General features: G+C 68.5%; 15 protein-coding genes and 1 pseudogene. 11 read left to right on the top strand and 5 right to left on the bottom strand.

Annotated features, from left to right (window positions below; translation table 11 throughout):
- The first annotated feature begins 13 nt into the window (after positions 1 to 13).
- From TSH64_RS34420 to era, 5 genes are all read left to right on the top strand, one after another.
- Positions 14 to 763 (top strand): pyridoxine 5'-phosphate synthase, encoded by a 750-nt coding sequence (locus TSH64_RS34420; RefSeq protein ID WP_109451980.1) that lies wholly within the window; start codon positions 14 to 16, stop codon positions 761 to 763.
- On the top strand, positions 760 to 1245 hold the full coding sequence (gene acpS, locus TSH64_RS34415) for a holo-ACP synthase (RefSeq protein ID WP_109451978.1): 486 nt from the start codon (positions 760 to 762) through the stop codon (positions 1243 to 1245). Before TSH64_RS34420 ends, acpS begins: the two co-directional genes overlap by 4 nt.
- Complete coding sequence (lepB, locus tag TSH64_RS34410; protein WP_109451976.1) at positions 1242 to 2009, top strand: signal peptidase I; 768 nt, start codon at positions 1242 to 1244, stop codon at positions 2007 to 2009. The genes acpS and lepB overlap by 4 nt, the downstream gene beginning before the upstream one ends.
- Positions 2010 to 2795 (top strand): ribonuclease III, encoded by a 786-nt coding sequence (gene rnc, locus TSH64_RS34405; protein WP_109451974.1) that lies wholly within the window; start codon positions 2010 to 2012, stop codon positions 2793 to 2795.
- A 262-nt stretch (positions 2796 to 3057) separates the two neighbouring features.
- A complete protein-coding gene (gene era, locus TSH64_RS34400) occupies positions 3058 to 3963 on the top strand; it encodes a GTPase Era (RefSeq protein ID WP_109453340.1) in 906 nt (301 codons plus the stop codon).
- An 82-nt stretch (positions 3964 to 4045) separates the two neighbouring features.
- Here the strand turns inward: era and TSH64_RS34395 are convergent, their stop codons facing one another.
- From TSH64_RS34395 to TSH64_RS34390, 3 genes are all read right to left on the bottom strand, one after another.
- Positions 4046 to 4351 carry a hypothetical protein gene (locus TSH64_RS34395; RefSeq protein ID WP_098740106.1) on the bottom strand — a complete coding sequence of 102 codons (306 nt, stop codon included), beginning with the start codon at positions 4349 to 4351 and terminating at the stop codon, positions 4046 to 4048.
- A gap of 20 nt (positions 4352 to 4371) precedes the next feature.
- Positions 4372 to 4641 (bottom strand): hypothetical protein, encoded by a 270-nt coding sequence (locus TSH64_RS35490; protein WP_146208105.1) that lies wholly within the window; start codon positions 4639 to 4641, stop codon positions 4372 to 4374.
- 221 nt (positions 4642 to 4862) lie between these two features.
- Entirely contained in the window at positions 4863 to 5156 is a 294-nt protein-coding gene (locus TSH64_RS34390; protein ID WP_109451972.1) for a (2Fe-2S)-binding protein, read from the bottom strand.
- Positions 5157 to 5365: 209 nt separating this feature from the next.
- Here TSH64_RS34390 and TSH64_RS34385 point away from each other — a divergent pair, with 209 nt between their 5' ends.
- Positions 5366 to 6349 (top strand): SAM-dependent methyltransferase, encoded by a 984-nt coding sequence (locus TSH64_RS34385; RefSeq protein WP_247873331.1) that lies wholly within the window; start codon positions 5366 to 5368, stop codon positions 6347 to 6349.
- Positions 6350 to 6394: 45 nt separating this feature from the next.
- Here TSH64_RS34385 and TSH64_RS34380 read toward each other — a convergent pair whose 3' ends face one another.
- Together TSH64_RS34380 and TSH64_RS34375 are read right to left on the bottom strand one after the other, a co-directional pair.
- Complete coding sequence (locus tag TSH64_RS34380; RefSeq protein WP_109451970.1) at positions 6395 to 7975, bottom strand: matrixin family metalloprotease; 1581 nt, start codon at positions 7973 to 7975, stop codon at positions 6395 to 6397.
- A 147-nt stretch (positions 7976 to 8122) separates the two neighbouring features.
- Complete coding sequence (locus TSH64_RS34375) at positions 8123 to 9157, bottom strand: patatin-like phospholipase family protein (protein ID WP_109451968.1); 1035 nt, start codon at positions 9155 to 9157, stop codon at positions 8123 to 8125.
- 363 nt (positions 9158 to 9520) lie between these two features.
- On the opposite strand from TSH64_RS34375, the gene TSH64_RS36700 reads away from it, so the two are divergent.
- The 5 genes and pseudogenes from TSH64_RS36700 to TSH64_RS34355 form a co-directional block, all read left to right on the top strand.
- On the top strand, positions 9521 to 9649 hold the full coding sequence (locus TSH64_RS36700) for a hypothetical protein (protein ID WP_280177257.1): 129 nt from the start codon (positions 9521 to 9523) through the stop codon (positions 9647 to 9649).
- Positions 9650 to 9943: 294 nt separating this feature from the next.
- Positions 9944 to 10651, top strand: a complete 708-nt coding sequence (locus tag TSH64_RS34370; protein WP_109451966.1) for a protein phosphatase CheZ — start codon at positions 9944 to 9946, stop codon at positions 10649 to 10651.
- A gap of 85 nt (positions 10652 to 10736) precedes the next feature.
- The gene (locus TSH64_RS34365; protein WP_247873330.1) at positions 10737 to 11507 is read left to right on the top strand and encodes a hypothetical protein; all 771 of its coding nucleotides are present in this window, start codon (positions 10737 to 10739) and stop codon (positions 11505 to 11507) included.
- Positions 11504 to 12241 (top strand): flagellar motor protein MotB, encoded by a 738-nt coding sequence (locus TSH64_RS34360; RefSeq protein WP_109451964.1) that lies wholly within the window; start codon positions 11504 to 11506, stop codon positions 12239 to 12241. The genes TSH64_RS34365 and TSH64_RS34360 overlap by 4 nt, the downstream gene beginning before the upstream one ends.
- Before the next feature lies 1 nt (position 12242).
- Positions 12243 to 13923 (top strand): annotated as a pseudogene (locus TSH64_RS34355) (tetratricopeptide repeat protein); the annotation flags it as partial.

The following is a 13923-nucleotide window of genomic DNA, read 5'->3' as shown; positions in this document are numbered from 1 at the left end:
TTGGAGTCCTTGCATGTCCCGTCCTCTCCGCCTCGGCGTGAACATCGACCATGTGGCGACCGTCCGCAACGCACGCGGCGGGGCGCATCCCGATCCGGTGCGCGCGGCGAAGCTGGCCATCGAGGCCGGGGCCGACGGGATCACCGCCCATCTGCGCGAGGACCGCCGCCACATCGTGGATCGCGACATCGAACGGCTGATGGCCGAGATCGACCGTCCGCTGAACTTCGAGATGGCGGCGACCGGCGAGATGTTGGGCATCGCGCTCCGCCACAAGCCGCACGCCGCCTGCCTCGTCCCGGAAAAGCGCACCGAGGTGACGACCGAGGGCGGGCTGGACGTGATCGGCCAGTACGACCATCTGGTCCGCCCGGTCGGCGAACTGGGTGCCGCCGGCATCCGCGTCTCGCTGTTCATCGATCCGGAGCCGGCGCAGCTCGACGCCGCCAAGCGCCTCGGCGCCCCGGTGGTGGAACTGCACACCGGCGCCTATTGCGACGCTCACAGCCCGGCGGAGCGCGAGGCGGAACTGGCGCGCATCGTCCGTGCCGCCGCCCATGCCGAGGCGATCGGGCTGGAATGCCATGCCGGCCACGGCCTGAGCTACGACACCGTCGGCCCCGTGGCGGCGATCCAGACCATCGTGGAGCTGAACATCGGCCATTTCCTGATCGGCGAGGCGATCTTCGTCGGGCTGACCAACTCCATCGCCCGCATGCGCAAGGCGATGGACAGGGCGCGCGCCGCCGGACTGCCGGCATGACGATATCCGGCACCATCCTCGGCATCGGCAACGACCTGATCGACATCCGGCGGGTCGAGAAGTCGCTGGAGCGATTCGGACAGCGCTTCATCGACCGCATCTTCACCGATGTCGAGCAGGCCAAGTCCGAGCGCCGCGCCGGCTCCGCCGCGAAGAACAACGCGCGGGCCTCCACCTACGCCAAGCGCTTCGCCGCCAAGGAGGCCTGTTCCAAGGCGCTCGGCACCGGCTTCCGCGACGGCGTCTTCTGGCGCGACATGGGGGTGGTCAACCTGCCGTCCGGCCAGCCGACGATGCGGTTGACCGGCGGCGCGCTGGCCCGGCTGGAGGCGATCACGCCGCCGGGCATGCGCGCGCACATCCATGTGACGCTGACCGACGAATACCCGATGGCGGAAGCGTTCGTCGTCATCAGCGCCGAGCCTGTCCAGTCCGTCCCCAATTCGTCCACAACGCCCACCGAAACGGCGACCCCAGAATGACCTTTCAGAAAGAAACGGCGCCCACCGCCAAAGCCAAGGAATCCGGGTTCGCCGAAACCGTCAAGACGGTGATCTTCGCCGTGCTGATCGCCTTCGGCGTGCGGACCTTCGCCTTCGAGCCGTTCAACATCCCGTCGGGCTCGATGATCCCGACGCTGCTGATCGGCGATTACCTGTTCGTGTCGAAGTTCAGCTACGGCTACAGCAAATACACCGTCGGCTTCGGCCTGCCGCTGTTCGAGGGCCGCATCCTCGGCTCCGAGCCGGAGCGGGGCGACGTGGCGGTGTTCAAGCTGCCGCGCGACAACAAGACCGACTACATCAAGCGGGTGATCGGCCTGCCGGGCGACACCGTCCAGATGATCGGCGGCATCCTGCACATCAACGGCCAGCCGGTGAAGCGGGAGCGGATCGAGGATTACGTGACCACGGATTCGCTGGGCCGCAGCATCCGCACGGCGCAGTTCCTCGAAACGCTGCCCAACGGCCGCACCCACCGCATCATCGAGGAGTCGGACAACGGCCCGCTCGACAACACGCCGGTGTTCAAGGTGCCGCCCGGCCATCTCTTCATGATGGGCGACAACCGCGACAACTCGCTCGACAGCCGCGTGCCGTCGCAGGTCGGGTTCGTCCCCATCGAAAACATGGTCGGCCGCGCCGAATTCCTGTTCTTCTCGCTCGACGAGGGCACGCGCTTCTACGAAATCTGGCGCTGGCCGGTCGACCTGCGCTTCAGCCGTCTGTTCAACGGAGTCCGGTAAGTGTCCACCGTCACCAAGGCGTCCTCCGATCCGGGCGCCGGCTCCGACATCCAGCCCGATGGCGCCGCCCGGTCCGCGGACGTCGCCAGCCTTGCGCAGGCGCTGGGGTATGAGTTTTCCGACCCGTCGCTCCTGCACGATGCCGTCACCCACCCCAGCCTGATGGGGCTGGAGCGGGTCGGCCGCAAGGGGCACAAGGGACCGGGCATCGCCTATGAGCGGCTGGAGTTCCTGGGCGACCGCGTCGTCGGGCTGGTCGTCGCGCAATGGCTGCTCGAACGCTATCCGAACGAGCGCGAGGGCGCGCTGGCCAAGCGGCATGCCGCGCTGGTGCGCCGGGAATCGCTGGGCCGCGTCGCCGACGCCATCGGGCTGGGCGCCTATCTGCGCCTGTCGCCGGCGGAGGCGCAGAGCGGCGGGCGGGAGAACCGCACCATCCTGGGCGACGCCTGCGAGGCGGTGCTGGGCGCCATGTATCTCGATGGCGGGCTGGAGCCGGTGACGCGCTTCGTCCGTCAGGCTCTGGCCGGCGAGATCGACAAGGCGACGCCGCCGCCGCTGGACAGCAAGACGACGTTGCAGGAATGGGCGCAGGGCCGCGGCAAGCCGCTGCCACGCTATGAACAGATCGAACGCAGCGGCCCGGCGCACGAGCCGCTGTTCGTGGTTGCGGTGCATGTCGAGGGGATGGAGCCGGTCTCCGGTTCCGGTTCGTCTAAGCGCATCGCGGAAAAGAAGGCGGCCAGCGCATTGCTGCGCCAGGTGGGAGTGCAAGTCGATGACTGACGGTCGCGACGACATCGACAAGACGAAGATCCAGCCCGGTTCCGAAGCTGCGGAGCCGACTCCGGAGCCCGTGCCGGACGACGAGGCGCTCGACCATGAGGACGACGATCTCACGGGCGAGGACGCCGCGGAGGGCGCCGCAGAGGACGCTGAAGAGGGCGACTTCGAGGACGAGGACGGCGAATACGAGGACGACGACTACGACGACGATGAGGACGCCCCGCGCGGGCAGCCCATCTCCGTCCTGCCGCCGCTGCCGACGATGCCGGACCATCCGCGCTGCGGCTTCATCGCGCTGGTCGGTGCGCCGAATGCCGGCAAGTCGACGCTGCTGAACGCGATGATCGGCAGCAAGGTGTCGATCGTCAGCCCGAAGGTGCAGACCACCCGCACCCGCGTGCTCGGCATCACCATCCAGGGCGATGCCCAGATGATCTTCGTCGACACCCCCGGCATCTTCAAGCCGAAGCGCCGGTTGGACCGCGCCATGGTGGCAGCGGCCTGGCAGGGGGCGGAGGATGCCGACGTGATCGGCGTGCTCTACGACGTGTCGCGCCGCTCCATCGACGAGGACACCCGCAGCATCGTCGCCCGGCTGAAGGAACAGGGGCGCGAAGCCATCCTGATCCTGAACAAGATCGATCTGGTGAAGCGCGACGTCCTGCTGGGCATCGCCGACGCCTTCCGGCAGGAGGGCATCTTCTCCGACATCTTCATGGTGTCGGCCTTCACCGAGGACGGCGTCGCCCATCTGAAGCAGTTCCTGGCCGACCGTCTGCCGGAAGGGCCGTGGCATTTCCCGGAGGACCAGATCTCCGACATGCCGATGCGCCTGCTGGCGGCGGAGATCACCCGCGAGAAGCTGTTCCTCCAGCTTCACCAGGAGCTTCCCTATTCCGCCACGGTCGAGACCGAGGTGTGGGAGGAGTTCGACGACGGCTCGGTCAAGATCTCGCAGGTCATCTTCGTGCAGCGCGAAAGCCAGAAGGCCATCGTGCTGGGCAAGGGCGGCCAGCGGATCAAGGCGCTGGGATCGGCCGCGCGTTCCGAGCTGACGCACATGCTGGAACGCCGCGTCCACCTGATCCTGTTCGTGAAGGTGCGCGAGGGCTGGGTCGACGATCCGGAACGCTACTCGGCCTGGGGCCTCGATTTCGGAGCGTCCTGATCTCGTGGCGTCCCGCCCCATGAAAAAGGCCCTCTCCTGCGGGAGAGGGCCTTTTTCATTTGTCCGCCGTTGAGCGGTTTCGTCAGGCGGCGATCAGGCGCAGATGGCCGTCGAAATCGTCGAGCGCGCGCATCAGGTCCATCATCGCCTGATCGGCCTGGGCGCGGGCGAAGGGCCATGCGTCGTCATCGGCCATGTGGGCGGCCTCGATGCGGGCGATGGCGCGATTGTTCAGGCCGCGGAGACGGTCGAGCGTGCGTTCCCACGTCTCGCGCCGGTTGCTGTCCGCGCGCTCCACCATCGATCGCAGGGTTTCCATGCGGTCGGTGGCGCGCAGCACCAGATCACGGCTCAACGTGTCGAAAGCTTGCCGGTTGCGGCGGCTCATGAAGTGTCCTCCTTTGATCCTCAACCGTTTTTTGACTTCTTGGCGCTTTTGACCTCTCGGCCGGATGGAAAGATATCCCCGCGCCGACATGACGAAAACACGCCGGAAGCGCAGTCGGCACAGCCCGTTTGGGAGATGCCGCCCGGTTTTCGCGGTGCGATTTCGCAGTTGCGGAATACCTGTCCGAATCCAAATCCCGCCGGGCCGCCAAGCCCATCAAGGACAAGGCAAACCCGGTGGCCAAGGAAGTCTTCCTGGTTGGATTGCGTTTCCTCCAGGGCCGGTTTCATCCGGCCCGTTCCTGTTTTTATACGCCGTCATTTTGACGACGTTCTTTTGTTTTGGTGACGCTTTTGTGCCGGAATGCCGCTGCCGGGTCAATTCGCCCAAAAATCATAGTCGGCGCGCAATCTGTCGCAGCCTTAAGGCGAGGTTGTAGACCTGTTATTCAGCAGAAAGTCGGAAGTGGTAGACCTGGCGGGAGCGCGGTCCTGATCCTATGCGTGCGTGTTCACTCGGCCGCGACGGCATAGGCGGGGACGGCCTCGGCATTGGCCGGCTCAGGCAAGACGGAGCCGCAGCAGGGGGCGGCGGCCGGCGTCGCCACGACGGCTGCGGCAGCGGCGGCCTGCTGTGCGAAGATAGCGCGATGTTCGCTGGCCATGCTGCGCATGGTCGGAACGCATTTGCCGCACTGGACCTGGCAATTGTGATGGCGGAACACCGAGGCCGGGGTCGTGGCGCCCTGATCGAGCGCAGCCTTGACCTTCTTATCGTTCAACGCGTGGCAGATGCAGACGAACATAAGCCCTCGGCGAAAATCGGTTTCGGATGAGGTGTCCTGAGCCCAGCAATAGCTGAGAGTGAGAATCGTTGTCAATGCAGCAATTGCGAGCCAATCGCATATAAGAAGTTTCGAGACGCTTTGTCACAGCCCCCTTCGCGTCACGCCGAAAGGGGTGAGCCGCATCCTTGCGCTTGCATTCGACGGCCGGCAGCGGTAGCCCGTGGGGCATGGACGACAGCACCCCCAAAACCGCCTCCCCGAATGCCCCCGGCACCGACCCGAAAGCCATTCCCGGCGCGGTGGTGACCCCGCTTGGCCAGACCATCTATCTGGCGGCGGACGGCTTCCTCGACGATCTGGTGGCGGAACTGGGGGATGTCGCATCGGTCGACGGCCGGCTGGTCTACGTCGACGGTCCGGCCCGGCCGGCGGCCTGGGCGCAGAACATCTGGTACGACCCGGTCCGCATCGACTTCCCCTCGATCAAGGGCGGGGCAAAGGCTCTGCGCGGCATCCAGCGCAATTGGGCGCTGTGGTCGCAGCGCCATCACCGCCGCGCCGCCCTGATCCAGGAAAACCTGCCGCATGTGTCGGCCAAGCCGGTGGTCTTCCCGTCGCCCCTGCCGACGGCGCCGCTGGGCTCCTGGACGCTGATCGATGAGTCCACCATCATCGCCGCGGCGCACTGTTCCAGCCCCTTCCGCAACGGCGAGGTGACCTTCGTCGAGAACCGCACGGCGCCGCCCAACCGGGCCTATCTGAAGCTGTGGGAGGCGCTGACCCTGTTCGGCGAGCAGCCGGGACCGGGCGACCGCTGTCTCGACCTCGGCGCCTGTCCCGGCGGCTGGACCTGGGTGCTGCACGAGTTGGGCGCGTCGGTGGTCAGCGTCGACAAGGCTCCGCTCGATCCGGCCATCGCCGCTCTGCCGCGGGTGGAGATCCGCCAGGAGAGCGCCTTCGGCCTGAAGCCGGCGACGGTCGGTCCGGTCGATTGGCTGTGCTGCGACGTGATCTGCTACCCGACCCGCCTGCTGCGGCTGGTGAAGGAGTGGATGGACAGCGGGCTCGCCAAGCGCTTCGTCTGCACGCTGAAGTTCCAGGCGGAGACCGACCATGAGACCGCCCGCGCCTTCGCGGAGATCCCCGGCGGCCGTGTGCTCCACCTCCATCACAACAAGCACGAGCTGACCTGGATCTGGCCGGCGAAATAAGGGCCGGCGAATTAAGGGCTGCCGGAGTGAGGGAAGCCGGCCGGCTCAGGCCAGCGCCCGACCCTCGGCATAGCCATAGCTGACGTAATGCTGCTTGGCGGCGGTCAGGTTGCCGCCGACGGCGGTGCGGACGTCCGGGTTCGCCGCCAGATAGGCGGCGGCGTTGAAGCGGGTCAGCGAACGGCCCTCCAGCCGGCCGCTGACGATGTAATGCAGCTCCACCGCTTCGCGGTTGTCGCCGAAGGCGGCGATCAGGTCGGGGTTGCTGGCCTCGTAGGACAGCGTGTCGAACAGGGTGGAACTGCGGCCTTCGCGGTTGCCGGCCTCGATGTAATGGCGGGTGGCGGCGGCGACGTCGCTGCCGAAGCTGGTCAGCAGGTCGCCATAGCCGGCCAGATAATTGTAGGGATCGAAGCCGGTCAGGCTGCGGCCCTCATAGACGCCGGCACCGATCAGATGCTGGGTCGCCGCCGCGGCGTTGGTGCCGAGCGCTGCTATCAGGTCGCTGTTGGAGGCGACGTAGCGCAGCGCGTCGAAAGTGCCGGACACCATTGACGACAGGGCGGTGCTGCCGTCGGCGAAGCGCAGATAGTCGATGTTGGTCAGCAGGTCGTTGCCGTCGGCGCCGCTGACGATGTAGCGGCCGGCGTCCAGCGACTGGACGCGGTACTGCGCACGGCGTCCGCTGAACACCACGGTGTCGGTCCCGGCGCCGCCGTCGATGACGTTGCCCAGATCGTTGACGGTGAAGCTGTCGTTCCCGCTGCCGCCGGTCGCCAGCTGCACCCTGGTGCCATAGGCCAGAGCCAGGAAGGTCGTGCCGCCGGCGCTGCTGAACTGGCCGCTGCGCAAATCCAGCGACAGGTCGGCCGTCTGGGCGGCACCGTTCAGGCTGTTGTGGCCGGTGGGGTCCCACAGGGTGGTGAAGCTGGCGGTGTTCAGCGCATAGCCGGTGTCGCCGGCCCCGGTCGCCATGTTGGCGCCGTAGAGATACTGGATCGCGGCGATGTCGTAGAGGCTGGGGCCGGTCAGGTAGGTCCCCGACGGCAGCGCGGCGTTCTCGTTGTAGGACATGATGCTGAACGCATAATTGTCCGTCGCCGCCGGCAGATAGGGCCCCTCCGTCCCGTCGTCGGTGCCGGCGTTGTAGTTGCCGGGATGCTTCAGCCCCAGCGCATGGCCGATCTCGTGGATGACGGTCATGTAGCTGTAGCTGCCCGACGCCGGGTTGGTGTTCCCGGCGCTGTCGTTGGCCAGGAACACCTGTCCGCCCTGGATGCCGGTGGAGGGATAATAGGCGTAGGCCGCCGACTGGCCGCGCTGCCGGTTGGTCCCGAAGGCGACCGCCGCGCTCGCGGCGTCGGAAATCTCCACGAAGGTGACGTTGGCGACCGCGCTCCAGGTCGCCAGCGCCTGCCGGACGGCGGCGCGCTGGGCCGTGCTCATGGCGGCGAAGCCGGTGGAGTCGGCGGAGGAGACCTGCCGCGCGCTGGTCAGGAAGCCATAGGTGACGGTGGCGGCGGCGCCGACGGAGCCGCCGTCCAGCACCGTGCCGTTGTTGCCCCAATGCGGTGTTCCGCTGGCGAGCAGGGTGGCGACGGTGTCGGACGGCGCAGACTGGCTCATGGACGCTGGCTCTCGCGGTAATCGGGGAGGGGCAAACAGGGAAGGGCAGGCGGGAAGGGGCAGGCGGGGACATGGCCCGGACGAACGCCGGGACACGAGGGATATATGGCTGATACGGAAGACGGGAACAGCCTCCAGCGCAACCGGTCAGGCGCGGCGCAGGGCCAGTTCGATGGAGGGGCGCAGCATGGAGGCGGCGGTATGGCCGATCTCCACCGCCTCGGCGGCGCGGTCGAACTCCAGGATGCCGATATGGGCCAGCCGCGGCGCGATCAGCACGTCGGGCGGTTCGCCGGCCAGACGGGACCGGGTGATGCGGTCCTGCATGATGTCGATGGAGCCGGCCATCACCTCCAGCGCGTTGGGCATCTGCTTGTGGGCATGGGCGTCGTCGATCTGGTCGGCCAGGAACTGGGTGCGCCGGCTGGGCTTGCGGCCGAGCCATGTCGAGATCTGGCTGGTCAGGTGGGACAAAGCGGGGGAACCGGCGTCGCCGCCCGCCACCACCGGTTCCGGCGCCTTGACCGCGACCGTGTTGCCGCCGATTCCCTTGCCGCCAAGCCCCCCTTTCCCGGTCAGCCCCTTGCCGGCGGCGCGGCCGGTCGGCCGGCCCAGCGGCGACAGCTCGCTGTTCAGGTTGACCGCGACCACGATGTCGGCCCCCAGCGCCCGGCAGAGCGAGACCGGCACCGGATTGACCAGGGCGCCGTCCACCAGCAGGTGATGGTCGCGCCGCACCGCGGGGAACAGGCCGGGCATGGCGGCCGAGGCCATCACCGCCGACATCAGCGGGCCGTCGCGCAGCCACATCTCGCGCCCCGTCGACAGGTCGGTGGCGACGGTGGCGAAGGGCATCGGCAGCTTTTCGATCAGGACGTTGCTGCGCTCGTTGTCGAAGCGGCCGAACGCCTTCTCGGCCGCCACCAGACCGCCGCGGCGGAAGGTGAGGTCGATGATGCCCAGCATGCCGAGCCAGCCCATCTTCTGCGCCCAGGCCTGAAGCTCGTCGAGCTGGTCTGTCAGATAGGCGGCCCCCACCGCGGCGCCGATCGAGGTGCCGCAGATGATGTCGGGCTTGATCCCGATCTCCTCCAGTGCGCGCAGGACGCCGATGTGCGCCCAGCCGCGCGCCGCACCGCTGCCCAGCGCAAGCCCGATCTTCAGGTCGGTTCCCTTCGCCATCCGCATCTCCCGTCGGCGCCCCCGGTGTCGGGGGCCAGATGCCCCCGGGCATCGGAGGCTGAATGCCTCCGGCATCGGAGGCTTGATCTAGAGCTTATCATCTAGGCATTACCGCCCGGTTTCGGAAGCGGCCGGAAGTGGCACGCCGCCGGAGACGACGGCATCGCCACCCGCGAGATGGGAAATGTCGAAAATTTGGCCGATGTTTGACCTGGATCAGAGGTTGGCTGGGCATGACTGTGGCAATTCTGTGCCACTGGTCGAGCATTGTCGTGGTGCCGGGTGATTTTAACCATGCGTCAACTGCCCGGGATGCAGTTTCGTTGCGTTGCAGTGTAGTTCCCGAACCCCGGAAGGTTTGTCATGGCCGACGAACTGAAAAGCTTCAGAAAAGACTGGAAGCGCTGGTCGCCGATGGAGCGGCTGGTTGCCGTCACCGTGCTGGTCCTGATCGCGCTTCTCGGTGCGCCGGCTGCCGCCAGCCTGTTCTGAACCGCGCCGCTGGCGAGGCCGGCACCCATGCGGTTGCGCCGGCCACAGTGTGATGCGCGGGCAACTCGGGCACGGTGTCAGGACCCTTGGCGGGGTCATCTTTACGGGCTCTTAACCCTCGCGCCCTAGGCTTTGTCGGCTCGGACAGTTCCTTGGACGGTTGGGCGCCACAAGCGGTCGGAGCATCGAACCTCCGCCGCGGAAGGCACCGACGGTGCGCTCGCCGGAGGGCGCGAACCGGGGAGGTTCCGGCACTTTCCGCCAAGGCCTTGCCCCTCTCGCTGGACACGCCCGATGACCTTCTCCGCCCAATCCGCCGTGACGGAACAGAAGCTCCTGAGACAGCGCCTCGACACCGCCTTCGCGGAAGCCGCACAGCCGCTGTCGCGCGACGAGGTGACGGACATCGTCCGCAACATCCTGGGCAGCATGGACGGCGACATCTCCGCCACCGACCTGCGCCTGTACAAGGAGGTGGTGGACCTCGCCAAATACATCGAGACGGCCAAGCAGGAGATCGCAGCGCTCCAGCCGGCCGAAATCCGCGACGAACACATCCGCACCGCGACGGACGAGCTGGACGCGGTGATCGGCGCGACGGAAAAGGCGACCTTCGCCATCTTCGACGCCTGCGACGCCATCGGCGCCGTCGCCGGACAGACGGATGCCGGCACCTCGGCCAAGCTGAACGACCAGATCACCGCGATCTACGAGGCCTGCAACTTCCAGGACATTACCGGCCAGCGCATCAGCAAGGTGGTGCGCACGCTGAAGCACATCGAATCGAAGGTGGACATGATCGTCGCCGCCTTCGGCAGCGAGGTGCGGCAGAACCACGCCCCGCGGCTGGCGAAGCTGGCGGCGGAGGAGGCGGAGGCCGCCGTGCATTTCGAGCCGATGAGCGCGGCGGAGGCCGATCAGCAGCTTCTGCATGGTCCGCAGCTGCCGGGCAACGCTATGGACCAGGACGAGATCGACCGTCTGCTGGCCAGTTTCGACTGACGCCATGCTGCCCGGCTCCCCCATCAGCAGGCCCGGCGGCGGGCACACGGCCCAGGGCATCGCCCCGGGGGCGGGAGGCGCCGGATTGCCGTTGCTGCTGCGGGCCGGGCGCGCCGGCGGTTCCGGCAGCCATGCCAATCCGAACAACGGCAGCATCCTGCTTCTGTTGTCGCTGTTCCTGCTGCTTCTGGTCTTCTTCATCGTGCTGAACGCCCATTCGGTGCAGACGGTGCAGAAGGTCAAGGCGGTCGCCGCCTCGCTGGAGCGGACCTTCCCCAGCTTCGTCATCGATCCGCGCCTGCGCGACGGATCCGAACCGGTGGCCTCGCGCGCCGGGACCGTCTTCGCCGTGCAGCGGCTGGAGGATGTCGGCACCCTGTTCGCCACCGCGGTCGCGGTCTCCAAGGTGGAGGTGGTCGCCCCCGGCCAGCTGCTGGAGGTGCGCCTGCCCGCCGACGATTTGTTCGTTCCCGGCACCATGACCCTGCGGCCGGACCGGCAGGGGCTGATCGACCGCATCGCCGACGCGCTCCGCCAGTCGCGCCAGGGCGAGCGGGTGGAGTTGGACGCGCTGCTCGGCATCGGCCCGACGGGAACGCCCAGCCAGCCGCCGGGGCCGGTCGCCCGTGCCGGCGTGCTGGCCCGCGCCCTGGTCGAGGATGGGGCGCCGGCCCGCAACGTCACCGTCGGTATCGAACGCGGCGAGCCCGGCGGGGTGCGGCTGCTGTTCTCCCTGCGCTGGGACGAGGACGGGGCGGCCCGTCCGGTCGCGAAGGCGGCACCGGCGAAGCCCACCACACCGACCAATACCGTCCCTGCGAATACGGCGCCGGCGAAAGCCGAGGTGCGGAAATGATCCGCGTTCCCCGGATCGCCGGCAGGGCGGACGATGGCGGCGCCCAGCGCAAGACGCTGTGGCTGATCAGCTTCACCGACCTGATCTCACTCATGCTCGCCTTCTTCGTGCTGATGTATTCGATGAGCGAGCCGGAGGCGGAGCGCTGGACCCGTCTGGCGAAGGGCGTGTCGGAGTCGATCCCGGCCGCGCGCTCGACCGCGACGACCCCGTCGGACCGGCCGGCCGATCCCGGCGCCGCCTTCAACGCCATGGCGGTGGAGGCGAGGGCGGCCATCGACCTGCATTATCTGGCCGCCTTGCTGGGAAGCCAGCTGCGGTCGAATGGGGAGCTGGCGGTGGTCGATGTCCGGCGCGAAGATGACCGGGTGGTCATCCGCCTGCCGGGAGAGCGGATGTTCGACCCCACCGGTGCCGCCTTCACCGAGGAGGGGCGGCGGGTGCTGTTCCTGCTGGGTGCCGTCATCGGCCGCATCGGCAACCGCATCGAGCTGGTCGGCCATGCGGAGCATGAGGACACGACCGGCGGCGTCGCCTGGGAACGGGCGCTGACGCGGGCGGTCGCCGTCTCCGCCGCCCTGCGCGAGACCGGCTATCGCCGCGATCTTGTGGCGCGGGCGGTGATGATGCCGGTGGACGGGGTAGGGATTGGGGCAGGGATTGCCGGCGATGTGTCGGGCGGCGGGGGGCGCCTGCCGGTCGACATCGTGGTGCGCGAGGAAGGAGCGGATTGAGGTGACGGACGGCTCGGGCTATCGACGGAAGCGCTGGCTGCGCGGCTGTGCCGCCGCGGTGGCGCTGCTTGCCGTGCCGGTCCTGCTCTCCCCCCTGCCGGCCGATGCCGCCAGCGTGCCGGTGCGCGGCGGCACCCACAAGGATTTCGGCCGTCTGGTCTTCGACTGGCCGGGCAAGGTCGATTTCACCGCGGCGGTCGAGGGTGACCGGCTGGTCATCGCCTTCACCGAACCCATCGACGCCCCGGTCGACCGGCTGGTGCGGGCGCTGCCCGACTATCTCGCCGCCGGGCGGGTGGAGGCCGATGGAAAGACGGTGTCCTTCGACCTGAAGCGCCCGGTTTCGCTGAAGAGCTTCCGCAACGGCAATGCCGTCGCCATCGACCTGTCGCCCGCGGCGGCGGGCGCCGCCCCGCAACAGGCCAATGCCAATGCCAATGCCGAGCCCGCGCCGCCGGCCCCCGCCAAGGCGGAAACGTCCAAGCCTGTGCCGTCCGCCGGCCGGCTGCGGGTGCAGGGGGGCGACCAGCCCGACCGGAGCCGCCTGACCTTCGATTGGCCGGCCCCGGTCGGCTACAAGGTGACCCACGACGGCGCCGCGGTGACCGTCGCCTTCGACAAGGGCGGCACCGCCGACCTGTCGGCCCTGCCTAAGGCACCGCTGCGCAACATCCGCAACATCGAATCCTACCGCCAGCCCGACGGCTCGCTTGCGGTCACGCTCGCCGTGCCGCAGGACGCCGAGGTGAGCGACAGCGCGTCGGGCAAGTCGATGGTGCTGACCGTCGGCAATCCGGGATCGCGCGCCGGCCTGCCCAAGAGCGACGGCGCCGCTCCGGCAGCCGTTGCGCCCGCTTCGGGTTCCCAGGGGACGCCGGCCGGGCCGGGCAGCCAGGGCGCCAACGGCAACCAGGGCGCCAGCCAGCCTGCACCGGCGAAGGACGTGGCCAAGGAGGGCGGCAAGGACGCCCCCACCGTGGCGTCGGCCACCTCCGGCCGGTCGGCCGTCGCCGCGAACGCCGCCGCGGCCAACACTGCCGCCAACCCGGCTCCTGCCGCTCCGCCGGCCGAGGCCAAGGCGGCTCCGGCGGCTGCTGCCGATGCGAAGGCCCAGCCGGCGGCGGGGCCGAAAGGGCCGGTGCTGACCTTCGACACCGGCGGGCCAGCCTCCATCGCGGTCTATCCGCGGGCGGGACAGCTCTACATCGCCTTCGACCGGCCGATGCCCATCGGCGCCGGCAAGCTCAGCGGTCCCGGCGCCGAGCTGATGGGCGCGGTGGAGCCGGTGCCGGCGACCGGCGGCAGTGTCTTCCGCACCAAGATCGGCCCGATGGTGTGGCCGACGGTGGAGCGGCAGGGCACCACATGGCGCATCCTGTCCTCCGCCCGCCCCGCCAACATGGGCAGCACCGGCGACCTGCGGGTCGAGCCGGACCCCGATTTCCTGCTGGGCGCCCGGCTGCTGGTGCGGGCCCCCGATGCGGCCAACGTCGTGCAGTTCGCCGACCCGGACGTCGGCGACCGCATCCAGGTCGTTCCGCTTCCCAGTCCGGGGCAGGGGGTGCCCGAACCCCACCGCTATCCGGACCTGGAGGTCATGGCCTCCTACCAGGGCGTGGTGGTGCGGCCGATCTCCGACAATGTGACGGTGCGGGCGATCAAGGAGGGGGTGGAGCTGACCA

Source organism: Azospirillum sp. TSH64 (assembly GCF_003116035.1).
Classification (GTDB): domain Bacteria; phylum Pseudomonadota; class Alphaproteobacteria; order Azospirillales; family Azospirillaceae; genus Azospirillum.
The sequence above is the reverse complement of the archived record's forward strand: the minus strand, read 5'-3'. Positions and strand labels throughout refer to the sequence as shown.